This window comes from Vibrio sp. 10N.261.46.A3 (assembly GCF_041472995.1).
GTDB lineage: Bacteria > Pseudomonadota > Gammaproteobacteria > Enterobacterales > Vibrionaceae > Vibrio > Vibrio coralliirubri.
The window spans coordinates 1-17,401 of sequence record NZ_JBFRRH010000010.1 but is presented as its reverse complement, the minus strand read 5'-3'; the positions used below and the strand labels follow the sequence as shown (position 1 = coordinate 17,401).

The following is a 17,401-nucleotide window of genomic DNA, read 5'->3' as shown; positions in this document are numbered from 1 at the left end:
CTGGCTACTGAAATCCGCGTCTTTTTTACGTCCGCGAATCGTTAGGTAACCTTCACTATCGATATCACCGATATCACCGGTATGAAGCCAACCATCCGAGTTAAAAGACTCTTGAGTTGCAATATCATTCTTGTAGTAACCAGAGAATAAGCCTTTGCCTCGAACTAGAATCTCTTCATCTTCAGCTATTTTGAGTTCAATCCCTGGACCTGCATTACCAACTGTACCAATCTTGTCAGCTCTGAATGGGTAGTTGAGCGTGCTGTAGGCGAAAGACTCTGTCATGCCCCATGCCTCGGTGATGTGCAGACCAACACTCTCATACCATGCGAGTAGAGCGGGTGATACAGGTGCAGAACCACACCCGAGAACGCGAGCTTGGTCTAACCCTAAGCCATCAGCAAGCTTCTTCTTAATGATGTTGTTGATAAACGGAATCTTCAGTAAGAAGTTCAGTTTCTTCTGTGGCAATTTGTCTTGGATTCGCTGCTGGAACAGAGTCCATAAGCGAGGAACTGAGATAAACAATGTAGGGCGATGCATTTTCACATCATCAATAAAGGTGTCTAAAGATTCAGGGAAAGCCGTAACCACGCCCCCCATAACTGAAGAACCAAAGATGTAAACGCGTTCTGTAATATGAGCAAGCGGTAGGTAAGAAAACAGGCGATCGCCAGGTTGGATCCCAATATGGTCAATCAACCTTTGAACAGACCAAGTAAACGCACCGTACGTGAGCATTGCGCCTTTTGGTAACCCTGATGTACCCGATGTATAAACAAGTGACATCAGCTTATCGTCGTGATGCTGTGGGCGTTTGGTTGATGGTTCATGTGTATCAATGAGCTGTTCGAAAGTGTGTTGGCACTTCGCTGCACTGTCGTATGGCAGTGAAATACTCACTAAGCTCGGATTGTCATCAAGTACTTTTTGAGTGGCTTTAGGATCGTCAAGCTTACCCGCAATCACAATTTTACTTTCACTGTGTTCAATACAGTATTGAATGGTATCTGCACCCGCTGTAGGAAAGATTGGGACGCTGACAAAATCTCCTAACATCATGGCAAGATCGCAGATGAACCATTCTGCACAGTTTTTCGATACGAGAGCGACTCGATCGCCAGGTTGGGCGCCGAGTCCTTCTAATGCTGATGCCAGTTTCAGTGCTTTGTCGGCTACTTCTTTATAAGTAAATTCGACAAATTGGCGGTTAATAATCTGTTTCAAATAGACTTCATCTGGACGTTCTTCTGCCCATTTTAAAATCATGTCATTGGGTGTAGGGAGAGCTGTTGCTTGTTCTTGGCTAAACTCGTTAGGCTGAATCATTGTCTAACTCCATGTTTTTCGCTAAGTTATTTTTGGTTATTTTTGTTAAAATCATGTTAAATGTACCATGATTTTTTCTTTTAGGGAGTAAAATTAGCGTTTTCTGTTATCTGTGCAGGCACGTCTGTAACTTGCTGGGGTTACACCTGTCCTTTTCTTAAAAATTCTCGAAAAATACGACACATCCTTGTATCCACATTGATAGGCAATTACAGCAATTTTTGACTCGGTATCCGCCTCAATCAACTTTTTAGCTAGTAGAACTCTTTTGTCACAAACAAAGTCTCTAAAGCTTACCCCAAAGTGTAGATGAAACTTTTTCGAAAAGTAGGTTGTTGAACAATGGCATTTCTCGGCGATCTCCGTTTCTCTGATTTCTTTGTTTATGTTATCCATCACATAGTTAACAACCTCAGAAGTAAACAATTTGGTAGGCAGTTGATTGTTGTTATTTATGTCTCTGTCGAAATCGAAGTGAGGTTCGAAGATATGCTGTGTTTTACGCTTAAGTTCTTCGAATGTACTGGTCAGATGATTACTGTTTGTTTCGATAATGAAAAATATATTCTTATGATTTCGAACGATATTAGGTAACTGGCCCGAGCAAATAATGACTATTCGCTTGTTCAAGTTTTCACAAATAGATAATGCCATTGTAAGTAGTTGAAGTTTATCCGGTCTATTCAAGATGAAAAATACCAGTCTGACATCTAAGTTACTGATTATAGATATATCTTGCTTATGATTTTTAATGGGGAAGTAGTGATTTATTTTATTGATAATAACAGCATTAAATTCACTGTCTTTATCTGATAATAAAGGTGTTACTACTTTCATATAAATACCAACTCTATTTCATATTCAACTTCGAGTTTAAAAATAGATAAATTAAGATGCATAATAATTAGATTAGAAGTACCACAAAAAAGTGCAAGTAAATGGCAAGAAAATCCTAACCTAATATATCTCTCACCTCTAGATTTAGTTTACAGGTAAACAAAGCCTGATACACAAATCAAGGAGAGGTTATCATGGATAAGTTTTTGAATAATTGTAAAGAATTCATGAAAGATGAAGAAGGGTTGACTGTAATCGAGTATGTAATCGGTGCAGCTTTATTGGTATTAGGTTTGACAACCGTATTTTCTGGTTTAGGGACTACTCTAGCAAATAAATTAAACGCTATTGTTGCCAATGTTGGTTAGTGGTTGAGTTATGAATAACAATAGACTGAAACGACAATCGGGGTTAACTACGGTTGAGTATGTGATTGGCGCAGCCTCACTGGTTCTTGCTGTTGGACTAGTTTTCTCTGGTATGGCAACGGCTTTACTCAGTAAGTTTCAGAGTATTATATCGAGTGTATAAATAGAGTATATGATTAATGAGCCTTCAGCTTTTTGGGCATTGCTAATTGCAGTTTCGGTATACGATGTTGAGAAACATCGTATACCGAACAAAATATTGATTTTCTTTTTGTTTGTTTACTTTTTATCAATGTTTGACGGCAATTATACCTTTGATGTTTTTTTTATGTCCTTCGTTGGATTTGTGGTGTTTTTTTGTTTTGGATTACTCTTATACTTTTTAAGAGCTATGTCGGCAGGAGATGTGAAGCTATTAGGTATTGTGGGGATGTATCTCGGGTGGGGACAACTACTTGATGCATCGTACTTTATCTTACTTTCTTCTGGAGTGATCGGGACTTTCTACCTGCTATATAACTTTTCCAACTCGAACAGTCTTAGTATCAAAGGCTATTTTGAAAATAAGCTAATTATGCTTGGTGGGGTAGCACCAGTATTAAATGAAAGTGCTAGCTTGCACGCTAGGTATTCAAATAAGGTGACGATGCCTTTTGCACCCTCTGTTGTAATGGGATTAGCGATGTATAGCTACTTTACTTAAACCTGTTGTTGGTTAGCTTTGTGGAGAGGAATAATATATGGATATTATAGGGCGTACTGCTCCAACAACTTTGAAGCCTCAAATTTCAGCCCCTACCGTTCCGACATCTCTTGATATGTTGGGTGTTCCTGAAGTTGTTATTGAAAACCTCGTACTCAAGCATTTGTCTGCTTATCCTAAATCGGATGTGTTAGAGCTTTCTAATTATTTGTGTGTTGTTACCCATATAGTGGAAAGTGCTCTAGCCGTTTTGAGGAAGAAGTCATTAATTGAGGTGTTTCAACCTACCTCAGACCTTTCTCTTTCATCAGTCTCCCATAGTCATGTCCGTTATTCTCTTTCTGAGAAAGGACTGGAAGAAGCTGATCTTGCCTTTAAACGTGATGCTTATTTAGGGCCCGCGCCAGTTTCACTTGACCAATACAGTGATGTGGTCAAACAGCAAGACCTGAGAGCAGAGTTAGTGACTCGGCCACATGTCGAAGCTGCTCTGGATGATGTGTATGGTGTCGATAAAATGATTTCAGTATTAGGGCCTGCAATCAATTCTGGACGTGCTCTGCTGTTATATGGGCACGCTGGTACTGGTAAAACCTTTGTCGCGAGCCGTATTGTGAATGCTTTGCACACATCTGTATTTATTCCTTATGCAGTCTATGCATTAGGTAACATTATCAAAGTGTTCTCGGCGCAACATCATAAACCGTTGGATAGTAACGGAAGCGATCAAAGCATTTCCCTCAAAGATCAGTACGACAAGCGTTGGCTTAATTGTGAAAGGCCAAATATTCAGGTTGGGGGAGAACTAACTATGGATATGCTCGAGGTCAATCACTCAGAGAATAGTCGTGTCTGGTTAGCCCCAGTACAAATGATGGCGAATAATGGGATTTTTATCATTGATGATCTTGGTCGTCAGCCCATGCCGGTGGATGCGCTTCTTAATCGTTGGATTGTACCGATGGAGTACTCATTCGACTATTTGTCGCTGCCGAATGGTCAGCAGATAACGATGCCATTTGTATTAACTCTTGCCTTTTCTACCAATCTAAACCCCAAGAAAATAAGCGATCCTGCCTTTTTACGTCGTTTAGGTTACAAGATTGAATTCAAGCCACTTAATCAGCGAGATTATGAAGCTTTATGGATGAGCGTCGTTGCTGATAAAGAGGTAGAGCTTCAAGACGGGTTTTTTGAGCGTTTGTCTCAAATGCACACGCTTCTGAAAGTGCCACTTTTCCCATGTTTACCGAAAGATCTCGTTGGTATAAGCAAAGACATTCTTTCGTTTGAGCAACTCCCACCTGTTATCACATTCGATATTCTTTCCATGGCATGGGAAGTTTATTTTACCTCTGATGGACACGAGGAAGAGAATAATGAATAAGAGTCAAGTTTTCCTACTGTTTTTACTGTCCGTAGTATTCGGCTTAGCGGCTGTATTTTTTGCTAAGCAGTGGATGGATGATCAAGTTCAGCCAACCGTTGAAGTTGAAACGGTCGAGCGTCACCCCGTTGTTGTCGCATCACAAGAAATCGAAGCTGGAACCATAATTGAAGAGCAGTATTTAACGACGAAGTTGATGGAAGTTGATTGGATCAATGAAAACAACTATTCGGATCAATCTGAGCTAATAGGTAAGGTTGTCGCTAATACCATTTATGCCGGAGAGGTGCTTCACAAGTTACGATTTACTGTACCAGGAGAAGGGTCAACGCTTGCAGCTCTTATCCCTGAAAATAAACGTGCGGTAACGATACGTGTTGATGATGTTATTGGTGTGGCAGGTTTCTTATTACCGGGTAACAAGGTTGATATTCTCAATACGGTTTCTTACGGAAAAAATTCTGCAGCTACTCAAACGGTTCTTAAAGATATTAAGGTTTTGGCTGTAGATCAAACGGCTAAAACGAATGAAAACAGTCCGATTATTGTACGAGCGGTAACTCTTGAGATGACGCCGAAAGAGGCCGAGAAACTTCTCACGGCTAAAAGTAAAGGCAGTATTCAGCTGACTTTGAGAAACCCACATGAAGTTGAGAAAAAAGTGGTTCGTCGATATGTGCCTAGACCAAGTGTCACCATTATCAAAGGTACAGAAACATCTAATGTGCGCGTCAAGGATTGAGGTGAAATATGAGAATATTAATTGCGTGTGTTTTGAGCCTAATTTGTATTTCGACGGCCAGTGTTGCGGCGTTACAAACGGGAAAAACAGTCACGGTTCCACATCATAAATCTACGCATGTCGTGCTGTCGGGAAAAGCGGCGAAGGTTTCTCTTGGTGATCCTGAAGTTTTAGATATTGTAATTTTAAAATCAAATGAAGTGTTTTTAATTGGTAAAAAATTAGGTGCGACAAACCTAATGGCTTGGGACTCTCGAGGTCGGTTGATTGAGTCGATTAACATTGAGGTTACTCATGATCTTAATAGCCTCAAAGCTAAATTATATGAGTTTCTTCCTGATGAAACTATCGAAGTGCATAGTGCTCAAAATCGTCTGTTGTTAAGTGGACAGGTGAGTAATCAACAGCAGATGAATGTGGCAATGAGAATTGCAGAAACCTATTCATCTGGGCAAACCGCTGATGAATCGAAAGAGAGTGGTAGTGAACAAGCTGCGGCTACGGGGGTTATCAATTTAATGTCGATTGGTGGGGCTCAACAGGTGATGTTAGAGGTGACCGTAGCCGAAGTTCAACGAAGCTTGGTAAGAAAGTTTGACGCCAATTTCCATTTCTTCCAAACCAGTGGTTCAGACTTTTCATGGGGGGCATCTTCAGTGCCTGCTGGTGTGCTGGGTGCGACGCCTATCTTTGATATTCCCACTTCTACGGATTACGGCATTCTAGGATCTTTCATTGATAGCAATACTTTGTTTACCTTTGCATTGGATGTAGCAAAACAAAATGGTGTGGCGAAAGTTTTAGCAGAACCTAACTTAACCGCATTAAGTGGCTCAAAAGCTGAATTTTTAGCGGGTGGTGAGTTCCCTATTCCGGTGCCTGACGAAGATGGTATTACCATTGAATATAAAGAATATGGCGTTGGGTTAAAGTTCATCCCTACTGTTCTTAGCGACAAGAAAATCAATCTAAATTTGGCTGTTGATGTGAGTGAGATTGCCAACAGTAGTTCGTTAACGATTGACCCTGGTACTACTAATGCGACTTACTTCATACCTCCTATTACTCGACGAAGCGCATCATCGACGCTTGAATTAGCCGATGGACAAACTATCGGTATCGCAGGTTTATTGAGTGAGAATGTTAGGGACATCAGTAACAAAATGCCAGGCTTTGGTGATGTGCCAATTTTAGGTCAGCTTTTCAATAGCCAAGAGTATGTATCTGGTGAAACAGAGCTCGTTATTCTTGTTACTCCTCGACTCGCTAAACCTATCGATCGAACGAAAGTGACTTTACCAACGGATGCTTTCGTTGACCCCAATGACTTGGAATATTACTTATTAGGCCGAAGCGCTTACATCGCTGAACCGTCAGAATCGGACTCAGAGCAATCTCAATCGGCACAGACCGTATCGCCGACCGATGGTGGTAGCGAAGGCTCATTTGGCCATGATTTATAAGGAGATGGATATGATTAGAATAATGATGGTCTTTCTCGTGATGGTGTTAGTTGGTTGTGCGAACGATGCTCGTTTGGGGCACTCAGTAGCATTAGTGAAAACAGAGCAAACTTATAACCCTAATGCGACCCAAGAGAATTTACTCGAAGTACCTAATGGTACAGGGGAGCGGATGCAGACTGGCTACGACAGATATGTTGGTAGAGGTGAAAACGACCTGTCCGGAAGTAGTAGCCAGATCTTAGAAGAGTTTAACTAAATCTGGAGGTACTCATATGTTGTATCGAGTATCACAAAGCCCTAAAAAACAACAAGGCTTAGTTGTGGTGATGATTACCGCTGCCTTGTTAGTTTTTCTAGCTGTCTCAGCGTTAGCTGTAGACATAAACCATATGGTCGTGAATAAAACGCGCTTACAAAATGCAGTTGATTCTGCAGCGTTGGCTGCCGCAACCATATTAGACAACAGCAAAGATAAAGACGCTGTAGACGTGGAAGTCGGTACGGCACTCAATGCCATGGCAGCTTCAACAGGAAACCAAGAAATTGATTTCTCGACCGCTTCTATCAGCATTGATTATTCGAATGATCCACAGGATTTTACAGGTACGGCGACGTTCGGTACAAATGATGATGTTTATGTGCGAGTTCGCGTAGATGCACTAGAGATGGATGAATTTTTCATTCAACTGTTTGGCCTTGATAAGGAAGTATCGGCAAGTGCCGTTGCTGGGCCTAGCTCTGGGCAAGAAGTTGTAAACAACGTTGTACCTATTGGGGTGTGTATTGGTGATGGCACTTCGGATAACGATATTGATCCTGAAGATGGTTATCACGATGTGACAGGAGAAGAGATAGTTAATGTATTTGGATATGAAGTCGGAACGGTCCACGCATTGAAGGTGGGTGATAGTAGCTTGTCAGAAATGGGTAATGGTAATTATCATCTGTTGGATTTCGGTTCCGGTGGTAAAACCGTCAAGGAAGGTTTAGGTGGTAGTTATGACCAGCCAGTCAAAATTGGTGAAAATATAACAACTAAACCTGGAGGCACGGTTGGCCCCACAGGCGATGGTTTGAATACTCGATTTGGAGATTATGGCGGTGGCTTGTCTGCATCAGATTACCCTTCTGATTATGTAACCACAGAACCTACCAATGAAATAACGATTGATGCTGGTACAGGAGAGATCGATTCTGATGGAAGTTATACTTATGCTCAATATGAGTCAGATACCAACGCCTGTATAGCAAACGGTGGTTCTGGGTGTGCATCTAATGGTGTTGCTTGGCGAAGAATTTTGCCCATTCCTATGGTTGATTGCTCTGGTAAAAGTGGTGGTTCAACTGACTTTACCGTAAACAAAATTGGTTGTTTTTTCTTGTTGCAAAAAGCACCAACTAACAACTCAGGTACACCAGCCGTTTTTGGTGAGTTTATACATTCTTGCAGTGTCGCTGGTGGTTCTGGTAGTACAACGTCGACAACGGAAGGGACTTATAAGATTGTTCTGTATAAGGATCCCGATAGTGGGGAATCTTGATTATGAAGCAATCTAATCAATTTCAACGGGGATTTGCTGCCGTAGAGATGGTCATTGCGACTCCCGTTTTATTGTTTTTTCTAGTCTTAGTTCTAGAGCTTGGCAATATTCTTGTTCACTATAATGTGATATCGAAATCAGTGCAAAACGGCGCACGCTATGCGGTTAGTGAGGTGTATGGAACCATTGGTGGAACCATCGCACCGACGTCTGAAATTCAGAATGTGGTGGTCTATGGTCAGAACAGCGTGGGGACAGCTGTTCTATCTTCATTGACGACATCGGATGTGACCGTAACCCCGCCTTCAGGCGACAGTTATGTACGAGTTAGTGTGACGTATGATTATGTTCCACTCTTCTTGTCTATTCCTTTTTCGAATGAGAGTTTTGCTATTCCATTAAGTGTCACTTCGGTGATGAGGGTGCTGTGATGATAAGGCTTAAAAGACGAATCAAAGGGCTTGCTATTATTGAGTTCACTTTGGTCTCATCGTTAATTATGTTGCTGCTCTTTCTCATTTTCGCGTTGGGTGCCTATATATTTTCGCTGCAAATGGTCAGTGAAGCGACTAGGAAGGCTGCTAGGTTAGCGACGGTATGTTACGTCCTAGATAGAGATAATATTGCGGGAATGGTAGTGAATGATATTCCTCTTGTTGGATTTACTAATACGAACTTAGAAGTGGCTTACTTAGACGCGAGCGGGGTAGAGATTGCTTCTGATTTTGAAGCGAACTTTGGTGATATTAAATTTGTGCGTGCTAGGGCTACGGGTTATGGCATTCAGCTAATCAGTAACCTAAGCTTTTTAGGGAATAGTGGGTTTCTAGCCGCCCCTGCGTTTGAAACAATACTACCAGCAGAAAGTTTGGGTGTGGTGAGGCCTGAAACTGAAACTAGCACTAACATATGGAATCGATGCCCATAAACGGTTGTTTAAAAGGAGATAAATGTATGGGGGAAGCAATTCAATTAACGCCTAATGGAAACGACAATGATATTACGCGTTTAAGAACGAATCTAAAGGTTTGGTTAGTCTACAGTACTGACGGCTTTCATTCGCATATGAGTCAAGAACTAAAAAAATGTCGAAATGTTCATGTGACCTCTTTTTCTCTTGCGGCAATGAGTGAGGAATACCTAAAAAGTGCAGATGTTCCAGAGCTTATTTTTGTTGAAGCTAATGGGAATTGGGCTCAAAAAATGGTTGAGTTACAGGGGTATGATTTGTCTTTGGAAGACAAGGACTTGTCTTTAGTTGTGCTTGGTGATGAAAGTGATAATGGGTCATTAAAAATTGCGCTTCGCTTAGGAGCCTCAGATTTCTTATCTCATAATGTCACTATTTCAGACTTACTCCCTCTGCTTAAGAAAACGGCTTCCGAAAAGCTTGAAAACTCCAGTTATGGAGAATTTATCTTGTTTTTGAACACCAAGGGAGGGATGGGGGCAACTACCTTAGCGTTAAATACCGCTATAGAGATGGCCACTCAACACCCCAATGAAGTTCTTTTACTCGATATCGATCTTCAGTTTGGTGTGATTCCAGACTACTTGAACATAGTACCCACTTATAGTGTTTCTGATGCGATTAATAGCTCGAATGACCTGGATGAAATATCTTTGGGATCTTTGGTGAATAAACACGAATCAGGCCTCCATGTTCTAAGCTTTAAACATGAAAATAACGCTGATGATTTCGAGCAGGCTCAAAAAATAGGTCGACTGCTTCCGATATTACGTCGCTTTTATCCTTATGTGATCATTGATCTGTCTAGAGGCTTAGACCACGTGTTTGCATCAGCAATATCACCTGCGACGAAAGTACTTTTGGTTTTGCAACAAAGTTTAGTTTCAGTCAAAAACACCAGTCGATTAATTAAGTCTTTGAAGTTTGAATATGGCCTACAAAGCGACTCAATAGAGGTCATTCTCAACCGTTATGAAAAGCGACATTCAATTAAGTTAAAAGATGTAGAGCAGGCGGTGGGTAATCACAATATACATCTTATGCCTAACGATTTTAAAGTTGCGCTGGAGAGTGCCAACTTGGGGCAGCCGTTAGTTCAGTCGAGAAAGAAAAGCTCTATTACTCGCTCTATCATCGATTTGTCTCATGTTCTATCACCACCAGAACAAGAAGAGAAAGGGTGGCTGAAAAAGTTGTTTTCATAATGGGTTGATGAAAAGTAAACACGAGGGATTGTGATGTTCTTTAAACGAAAAAATGTAAATCCAGAGTTTGAAAAAAAAGTAGAACAGATTTCGCATGATTCAGAAGATGCCAATCCTGTTGACCGTTTATCCAATGTTGAGACGTCTAGTCATTCTCGGAATGCTGAAGCGAGCGTTGAAAAAGAGAAGGCAATTGATGAGGCTCGAAAAGTATTGGAGCAAGAATTATCAATCAAACACTTCTTTCATAAGCAGTTGCTTGAGACATTGGACTTAGGGTTACTCTCGAGTTTGGAGAAAGAGCGTGCTAAGTTAGATTTGCACGAAGCTATCGTACAGTTGATGGCTGAAGATGGTAGCCATGCTTTAAGTGCAGAAGGTCGAAAAAGGGTCATCAAGCAGATTGAAGATGAGGTTTTTGGTCTTGGTCCGTTAGAGCCCTTATTAGCCGATCAAACCGTGTCAGATATATTGGTCAACGGCGCTAAGAGCGTTTACGTGGAGCGAAGAGGTAAACTCGAAAAAACGCCCTATACTTTTCTTGATGATCGCCATCTAAGAAACATTATCGACCGTATCGTCAGCCAGGTTGGCCGTCGAATAGATGAATCATCACCTATGGTAGATGCGCGCTTAGTTGATGGCTCACGTGTGAACGCTATTATCCCTCCTCTCGCACTTGATGGCCCCTCTGTTTCTATCCGCCGTTTTGCTGTGGATCGTTTAACGATGGATAACCTTATTGATTACAATTCAGTTTCACCCCAAATGGCTAAGTTTGTTGAAGCTGCAGTAAAAGGCGAGCTCAATATATTGATTTCAGGTGGTACAGGTTCAGGAAAAACCACCACGTTAAACATATTTTCTGGCTTTATTCCACGTGATCAACGAATCATTACCATTGAGGATTCTGCGGAGCTTCAACTTCAACAACCTCATGTTATTCGATTGGAAACTCGCCCAGCAAACCTAGAAGGTAAAGGCGAAATCAGCCAGCGAGAACTCGTAAAAAATACCCTGCGTATGCGCCCCGACCGAATCGTGGTTGGTGAGGTTCGTGGTAGCGAAGCGGTTGATATGCTGGCTGCGATGAACACGGGCCATGATGGATCTCTTGCTACTATTCACGCTAATACCCCCCGTGATGCTTTGAGTCGTGTCGAAAACATGTTTTCGATGGCTGGGTGGAACATATCAACCAAAAACTTACGAGCTCAAATAGCTTCGGCTATTCACCTCGTCGTACAGATGGAACGACAAGAAGATGGTAAGCGTCGTATGGTGAGCATCCAAGAGATCAATGGTATGGAAGGTGAGGTGATTACGATGTCGGAAATTTTCCGTTTCCAACGTCAAGGTATTGATGAAGATGGCAATATTATCGGCTATTACACAGCAACGGGGGTCGTTCCTCAATATCATGACCAGTTAGTCAAACGTGGACTCGACCTGCCTTTCGAGCTCTTTACTGAGACTCACGGTTAAGGAGAGATTATGGATAATGTAAGCGTTTCATTAGGTCTGTTATTCATTGCGGTGCTTTTTATCTCTCAAGCTTTGTTGTTACCTGCTGCAGGGAAAAAAGCGAAGCATAAAGAGCTGTCTCGACGTTTGAAAGAGACGCAACGTAATATCGATGAAGAGAGTCTATCTTTATTAAAAGAACATTATAACAAAGAATTATCTCCTATAGACCGTAAGTTAATAGTTATTCCATACTTTGCTGGCTTAAAAAAAATGTTGGAATTAGCTGGTTTTAAATTAGCATTGAGCCGATTTTTACTTATTGTTTCTCTTTGTGGTGTCTTGCTCGCATTGATATCAATAATGACCAATCAAGAATGGTTTATTAGTTTAGCAGCATTCATTTCTGTTTGGGTTATATCTTATCTGTATGTACAAAATCGAGTGGCTTATAGAATGGCTCGATTCGAAGAGCAACTTCCAGAGGCTTTAGATATTATCCGACGAGCACTGCAAGCAGGGCAACCGCTTGTTCAATCATTTAATGAAGTTGGCGAAGAACTTCCTGAACCTATCGGTGCTGAGTTTAAAAATACCTACAACTTACTTAACTACGGTTATGACTTACGTTTAGCTATTTTGCAGATGGCAGAGCGAGTTCCCACCGTATCAATGTTGGCTTTTTCTAGTGCAGTAATGCTACAAAAAGAGACTGGGGGGAATCTATCAGAGAACCTGCAAAAGGTATCTGAAGTACTAAGAGCCCGCTTTAAGTTAGAAAGGAAAGTAAAAACGCTCTCTGCTGAAAGTCGTCTATCAGCATGGATCTTAACCTTATCCCCTTTTGGTTTATTTTTTGCTTTGAAGGTAGCCAGTCCTGAATATATCGAGCCACTCTACAAAGATCCTCGCGGTCTATCGATGGTCAGTGTCGGTATTGTTCTTTTGGCGATCGGAGCCTTATGGATTAAAAAGATCATCAGTATAGAGATTTAACTTATGGAATTATTAAATATTGAAGTCTGGAAGCAGATGTTAGAAGAGTTTGGATTCAGCTCTCAGGCCATTATCTATGCGATGATTTTGCTTACAACAGTCTTGTTAACACTAACGCTTGGATTTCTATTTTTAGGAGCTCGTTCTCCTTTGGACAAGAAACTGAGACAGATATCAGAAGACGGGGCACCGACTGGCCGAAAACCATACGATTTCTCCAATACGTTAGAATCATTAAGCCCTTTTATAAGTAAAGGCAATAAAAAAGATAATGAAACTTACTCGGAAAAGTTGATGCATGCCGGGTTCCATGAGAAGAGCTCGTTATCAGTTTTTTATGCGTTGAAGGTTTTATCTAGCTTAATAGGTATCGTCGCTGCTTTCATGGTTTATTACATATCGTTGGGTGGGGAGTACAATAATCTACTTATCATGACTTGTGTTTTCCTCGGAACATTCACGCCAAATATTATTCTGAGTAAATTACAAAAAGAGCGCCAGAAAAAAATTAGAAACGGTGTTCCTGATGCGCTTGATCTTCTCGTTGTCTGTACTGAATCAGGACTTGGTTTTAATGCGGCTCTTGGACGTGTTGCATCTGAACTTTATGTCTCCCAACCTGATCTCGCCGATGAACTCGAGACTGTATTTGCAAAAATCCAAGCAGGTGTAACCATGCCTGATGCTCTTAGACAGCTTATCGAGCGAACCGGTTTAGTCGAATTGGAAGGATTGGTTTCTTTGCTTTCTCATGCATCGAGAATGGGCGGTAGCTTAGCGCAAACGCTTCGTGATTATACTGAAGATTTTCGAGATAAACGGCAGCAAGCTGCTGAGGAGATAGCAGCAAAAATACCGACCAAAATGTTATTTCCTATGTTGATATTTATTTGGCCTTGTTTTTTCATTGTCGCACTTGGCCCGGGGCTACTTATCGTAATGGACGCATTGAGTGCGCCGGGAGCAAGCTTATGATTTTTTTAAATAAATTTGTTTTACTACTATTGCCATTTTGGCTACTTGGTTGCGCTTCCTCTGATGAACCAACCAATCAGTTTGACGCAGAATTGTACTCTGGAAAGCCGATCGATACATTAACTAGCGATGATCCACCACTAAATGAAAAAGAAGCAATAATGCGTGGTGATATTGCGCTTAGAGATAATAATATAGATTTAGCGCTTTATGAGTACATCCGATCTCTGTCTTTCCCTGAACAGGAGTTTCACGACAAAACCTTGTTTACGATAGGAAAAATTCATTCGTCTCGTGGTAATTATGCGCTTTCCGAGAAAGCGTACCTAGCTGCCTTGGATTTTAACCCAGCACATACTGAGGTATTGGAAGAGTTGGGGATCTTATATACAAAACAGCGCCGGACCGATGAAGGTCGAAGCTACTTTTTTAAAGCGATAAACGCAGACCAAGTTCGCTTGAAAAGTAGTGAGACGACAAAAAACTACCAATCGTTGAACCAAACTGAAGTAGCTAGCTTAAAGGTTGACAATATGTCTCCAGCGTCAGCGTATATGGGGATTGGTGTGTTGGAAGATGTTGATGGAAAACATCAGATAGCTCAAGAGTATTTTAAGAAATCATTACAGATAGACAAAAACTCATTCAAGGCTCTATTGAACATGGGCTATTCGCATTACATGTACGGCAATTACAAAGAAGCGTATCAGTACACGCGTTCAGCTTTAGAGTTAGAGCCAAATAACGAAAAGGCCCAAAATAATCTGGCACTCATTTACCTAGCCTCAGGTGATGTTAAGAAAGCCACTAATATGTTTATGCGACATATGGATACGCCTGAAGCATTGAATAATGTTGGGTATTTCCTAATATTACAAGGTAAGCCAGATCAGGCTGTTCCTTACCTTCAACAAGCTATCGATAAGAAACCATCGTATTACAGAGTAGCGAACGAAAACTTAAACAGAGCACTAGCGGAAGTGAGAGAGATGGAGCAATAGTCATTTAGAATTTGGCTTAATGAAAAGGATATTCATATTGCCTAAAAGTGATAATTTTAACAAAGATATCATTGTTATCTCTGTCATCTGGCTAGTTTGTGCCACAGTGATATTTATTTACAAGTGGGAGAGTGTTTTAGCTCTTAATCTGAATGACAATGACGACTATATGCGTTTCGTTCAATTTCAGGATTGGATGGCAACTGGTCATTGGTACCTAGAACCAATGAATAATTTTAATGCCGCTGATGGCATTGTTATTCATTGGTCTCGTTTTCCTGATCTCGTTCTGTCGCTTGTTGCCTTTCCACTATTGGTTATCGTTGATGATAACCTTGCTTATACAATATCCATCTCTCTTGTCCCCCTGCTTTACTTGCTGCTTTTTTCACTGTCATGCTTTTACTTAGCTGACCACCTCTTTGGTGCCAAGTATCGCTTTATTAGCATGATGTTTGCGATTTCTTCGCCTTCAATTATCCATTTTTTACCCGGTTCTATTGATCATCATAATATTCAGCTTATCTTCGCTGTCTTGTTTTTAGCCTCGACGCCGTTAAATCACAACCAATTGTGCCAATCATGGCGTGTTTATGCTCAAGCAATCTTGTTGTCTTTATCTTTGTGGACAGGGTTAGACAATGTATTGTTATTTATGATTTTCTTCACGATTTACACCGTGTATTACGGTCTTGTTCGCCATGAGTGGTTTGGTTATATCTCTAAGCTGTATGCGAGTTCTGCTCTGTTTGGGGTTTGTGCGGTTTTATTAAATCGGCCTTACGATGAGTTTTTTGTTTTTAAGTACGACGAAATATCATTTGTTCTCATTATTCTTTTCTTCTGTGGTTGGCTATTTGTCAATATTTACAGTCGGTTAATGAATAAAGGTCAGAACCTATTGCCAAAGGCTTTGTTATTCTTTTTTCTTGCTGTTTTATTTTTAATCCCAGTGGCAGTACTTTACCCTTCACTCAGTAGTGCTTTATTAATTGATTACCCCCCGTTACTAAAAGTGTATTGGCTAGACCAAGTGACAGAAGCGAAATCGATCGTTAGATATGTCGCAAGTCATGGTTTTTTCTCAATAGAGAATTACGCTTTGCTCGTGATTCCTGCCACTTTGTATCCATTTTTTAAACGTAAAAACGACCACTGCACAATTTTGTATATCATCTTTATGTTCAATTTAGCCCTTGCGATCTTTTGGCAGATTAGAGTCATGAGGTTGTGTTTTGTGTTAGCGGCCCCACTCCAGGCGTATGTGGTTCTTCAGTTAGCGGATTACATCCGTTCCTCCATCATAAAAGCGACGGTTATTATTTCTGGAGCACCACTAGCGGTAGCGTTTGTCATTCTCGCTTTGTCGCCAACCGAAGAAATTACAACTACTCTTGATGAAGAGGAAGAGCCTTTGAGTATCTATAAGGTTTTAAAAGATAACGATATAAATTCGCAAACTATCCTGTCTGGAATAGAAACAGGGGCTCCGGTATTGGCAAAAACGACTAACCGTATTATTGCCGCTCCTTACCATCGAAATATTGTCGGGAATCAGTTTCTTATTGAGGTGATGCTAGAGGAAGATCTCAGCTTAGCTGAAAAGAAAATCATAGCTAAAAACATAGATATTATTGTTGTTGGCAATGATCCACATTTGTTGATTTTAAAGGACTCAGCTGGTGAGGAGGCATTAATCAATAAACTATACAGCTCAGATACACCGACTTGGTTGGAGGTTGTGCACGACAACATCGAAAGCGGTTACCGAGTATTTCGAGTTAGGGGGAGTACATGAAAGAACAAACCATTGCTGTGTTACTCCCGTGCTTTAACGAAGCTGGGGCTGTTGGAAAAACTGTGGCTGATTTTCAATTAGCTTTACCCAGCGCAACTATTTATGTGTACGACAATAATTCTACTGATGGGACGGTCAAGGAGGCGTTACAGGCTGGTGCCATTGTTCGTCATGAATCTCGTCAAGGTAAAGGCGAAGTTGTGAGGAGGATGTTTTCGGATATTGATGCTGACATTTACATTATGGCAGATGGTGACGATACCTACGATGCGTCAATATGCTCCACATTGATCGATCAGCTCGTAACTGAACAGCTCGATATGATCATCGGTAGCCGAGAGCGTTCTTCAGGGGCTTACCCCAAAGGACATATTTTCGGTAATAAGATGTTCTCGACACTTATCAACCGAGGGTTCGGCGCTCAATTGAGTGATGTATTTTCGGGCTACCGAGTTATGAGTCGTAGGTTTGTTAAAACAGTTCCAATTTTTAGTGATGGCTTTCAAATTGAAACGGAATTAACCGTACACGCGTTGCACCATAATATGTCAATCAAAGAAGTTCCAACTAAGTATCATTCAAGACCTGAAGGTACTGCTAGCGGTGTTTTTCAAGGTAG

The 17,401-nt window shown here is 41.1% G+C and carries 19 protein-coding genes; 17 read left to right on the top strand and 2 right to left on the bottom strand.

Annotated elements, in window-relative coordinates; genetic code table 11:
• Together AB4484_RS03780 and AB4484_RS03775 are read right to left on the bottom strand one after the other, a co-directional pair.
• Window positions 1-1,329 (bottom strand): AMP-binding protein (locus AB4484_RS03780; protein ID WP_372076500.1); only part of this gene is annotated, 1,329 nt, incomplete at its 3' end.
• A 93-nt stretch (window positions 1,330-1,422) separates the two neighbouring features.
• Entirely contained in the window at window positions 1,423-2,166 is a 744-nt protein-coding gene (locus AB4484_RS03775) for a helix-turn-helix domain-containing protein (RefSeq protein ID WP_372076498.1), read from the bottom strand.
• Window positions 2,167-2,360: 194 nt separating this feature from the next.
• Between AB4484_RS03775 and AB4484_RS03770 the strand changes: the two genes are divergently transcribed.
• From AB4484_RS03770 to AB4484_RS03690, 17 genes are all read left to right on the top strand, one after another.
• A complete protein-coding gene (locus AB4484_RS03770) occupies window positions 2,361-2,534 on the top strand; it encodes a Flp family type IVb pilin (RefSeq protein ID WP_248337159.1) in 174 nt (57 codons plus the stop codon).
• A gap of 10 nt (window positions 2,535-2,544) precedes the next feature.
• The gene (locus AB4484_RS03765) at window positions 2,545-2,697 is read left to right on the top strand and encodes a hypothetical protein (RefSeq protein WP_167542291.1); all 153 of its coding nucleotides are present in this window, start codon (window positions 2,545-2,547) and stop codon (window positions 2,695-2,697) included.
• A gap of 9 nt (window positions 2,698-2,706) precedes the next feature.
• Window positions 2,707-3,237 carry a prepilin peptidase gene (locus AB4484_RS03760; RefSeq protein WP_048612288.1) on the top strand — a complete coding sequence of 177 codons (531 nt, stop codon included), beginning with the start codon at window positions 2,707-2,709 and terminating at the stop codon, window positions 3,235-3,237.
• A 37-nt stretch (window positions 3,238-3,274) separates the two neighbouring features.
• Window positions 3,275-4,624: an AAA family ATPase gene (locus AB4484_RS03755; protein WP_086775615.1), complete on the top strand. Its 1,350-nt coding sequence runs from the start codon at window positions 3,275-3,277 to the stop codon at window positions 4,622-4,624.
• Entirely contained in the window at window positions 4,617-5,366 is a 750-nt protein-coding gene (gene cpaB / locus AB4484_RS03750; protein WP_059020093.1) for a Flp pilus assembly protein CpaB, read from the top strand. Before AB4484_RS03755 ends, cpaB begins: the two co-directional genes overlap by 8 nt.
• 8 nt (window positions 5,367-5,374) lie before the next feature.
• Window positions 5,375-6,829, top strand: coding sequence for a type II and III secretion system protein family protein (locus AB4484_RS03745; protein WP_050645761.1), 1,455 nt, complete (start codon window positions 5,375-5,377; stop codon window positions 6,827-6,829).
• Window positions 6,819-7,088, top strand: a complete 270-nt coding sequence (locus AB4484_RS03740) for a hypothetical protein (protein WP_052878864.1) — start codon at window positions 6,819-6,821, stop codon at window positions 7,086-7,088. Before AB4484_RS03745 ends, AB4484_RS03740 begins: the two co-directional genes overlap by 11 nt.
• A 16-nt stretch (window positions 7,089-7,104) precedes the next feature.
• Window positions 7,105-8,373 carry a TadE/TadG family type IV pilus assembly protein gene (locus AB4484_RS03735; protein WP_059020091.1) on the top strand — a complete coding sequence of 423 codons (1,269 nt, stop codon included), beginning with the start codon at window positions 7,105-7,107 and terminating at the stop codon, window positions 8,371-8,373.
• Between the two features lie 2 nt (window positions 8,374-8,375).
• Window positions 8,376-8,804: a TadE/TadG family type IV pilus assembly protein gene (locus tag AB4484_RS03730; RefSeq protein WP_059020090.1), complete on the top strand. Its 429-nt coding sequence runs from the start codon at window positions 8,376-8,378 to the stop codon at window positions 8,802-8,804.
• Entirely contained in the window at window positions 8,801-9,301 is a 501-nt protein-coding gene (locus AB4484_RS03725; protein WP_059020088.1) for a TadE/TadG family type IV pilus assembly protein, read from the top strand. Before AB4484_RS03730 ends, AB4484_RS03725 begins: the two co-directional genes overlap by 4 nt.
• A 26-nt stretch (window positions 9,302-9,327) precedes the next feature.
• Window positions 9,328-10,548 (top strand): AAA family ATPase, encoded by a 1,221-nt coding sequence (locus AB4484_RS03720; protein WP_248337157.1) that lies wholly within the window; start codon window positions 9,328-9,330, stop codon window positions 10,546-10,548.
• A 33-nt stretch (window positions 10,549-10,581) separates the two neighbouring features.
• Entirely contained in the window at window positions 10,582-12,033 is a 1,452-nt protein-coding gene (locus tag AB4484_RS03715) for a CpaF family protein (RefSeq protein ID WP_372076494.1), read from the top strand.
• A gap of 9 nt (window positions 12,034-12,042) precedes the next feature.
• Window positions 12,043-13,008 carry a type II secretion system F family protein gene (locus AB4484_RS03710; RefSeq protein ID WP_372076493.1) on the top strand — a complete coding sequence of 322 codons (966 nt, stop codon included), beginning with the start codon at window positions 12,043-12,045 and terminating at the stop codon, window positions 13,006-13,008.
• A gap of 3 nt (window positions 13,009-13,011) precedes the next feature.
• On the top strand, window positions 13,012-13,983 hold the full coding sequence (locus tag AB4484_RS03705; protein WP_048612277.1) for a type II secretion system F family protein: 972 nt from the start codon (window positions 13,012-13,014) through the stop codon (window positions 13,981-13,983).
• A complete protein-coding gene (locus tag AB4484_RS03700; protein WP_372076492.1) occupies window positions 13,980-14,984 on the top strand; it encodes a tetratricopeptide repeat protein in 1,005 nt (334 codons plus the stop codon). Before AB4484_RS03705 ends, AB4484_RS03700 begins: the two co-directional genes overlap by 4 nt.
• Window positions 14,985-15,003: 19 nt before the next feature.
• Window positions 15,004-16,782, top strand: coding sequence for a hypothetical protein (locus tag AB4484_RS03695; RefSeq protein WP_372076491.1), 1,779 nt, complete (start codon window positions 15,004-15,006; stop codon window positions 16,780-16,782).
• A partial coding sequence (locus AB4484_RS03690; RefSeq protein ID WP_372076489.1) for a glycosyltransferase family 2 protein occupies window positions 16,779-17,401 on the top strand: 623 nt, incomplete at its 3' end. The genes AB4484_RS03695 and AB4484_RS03690, both read left to right, overlap by 4 nt.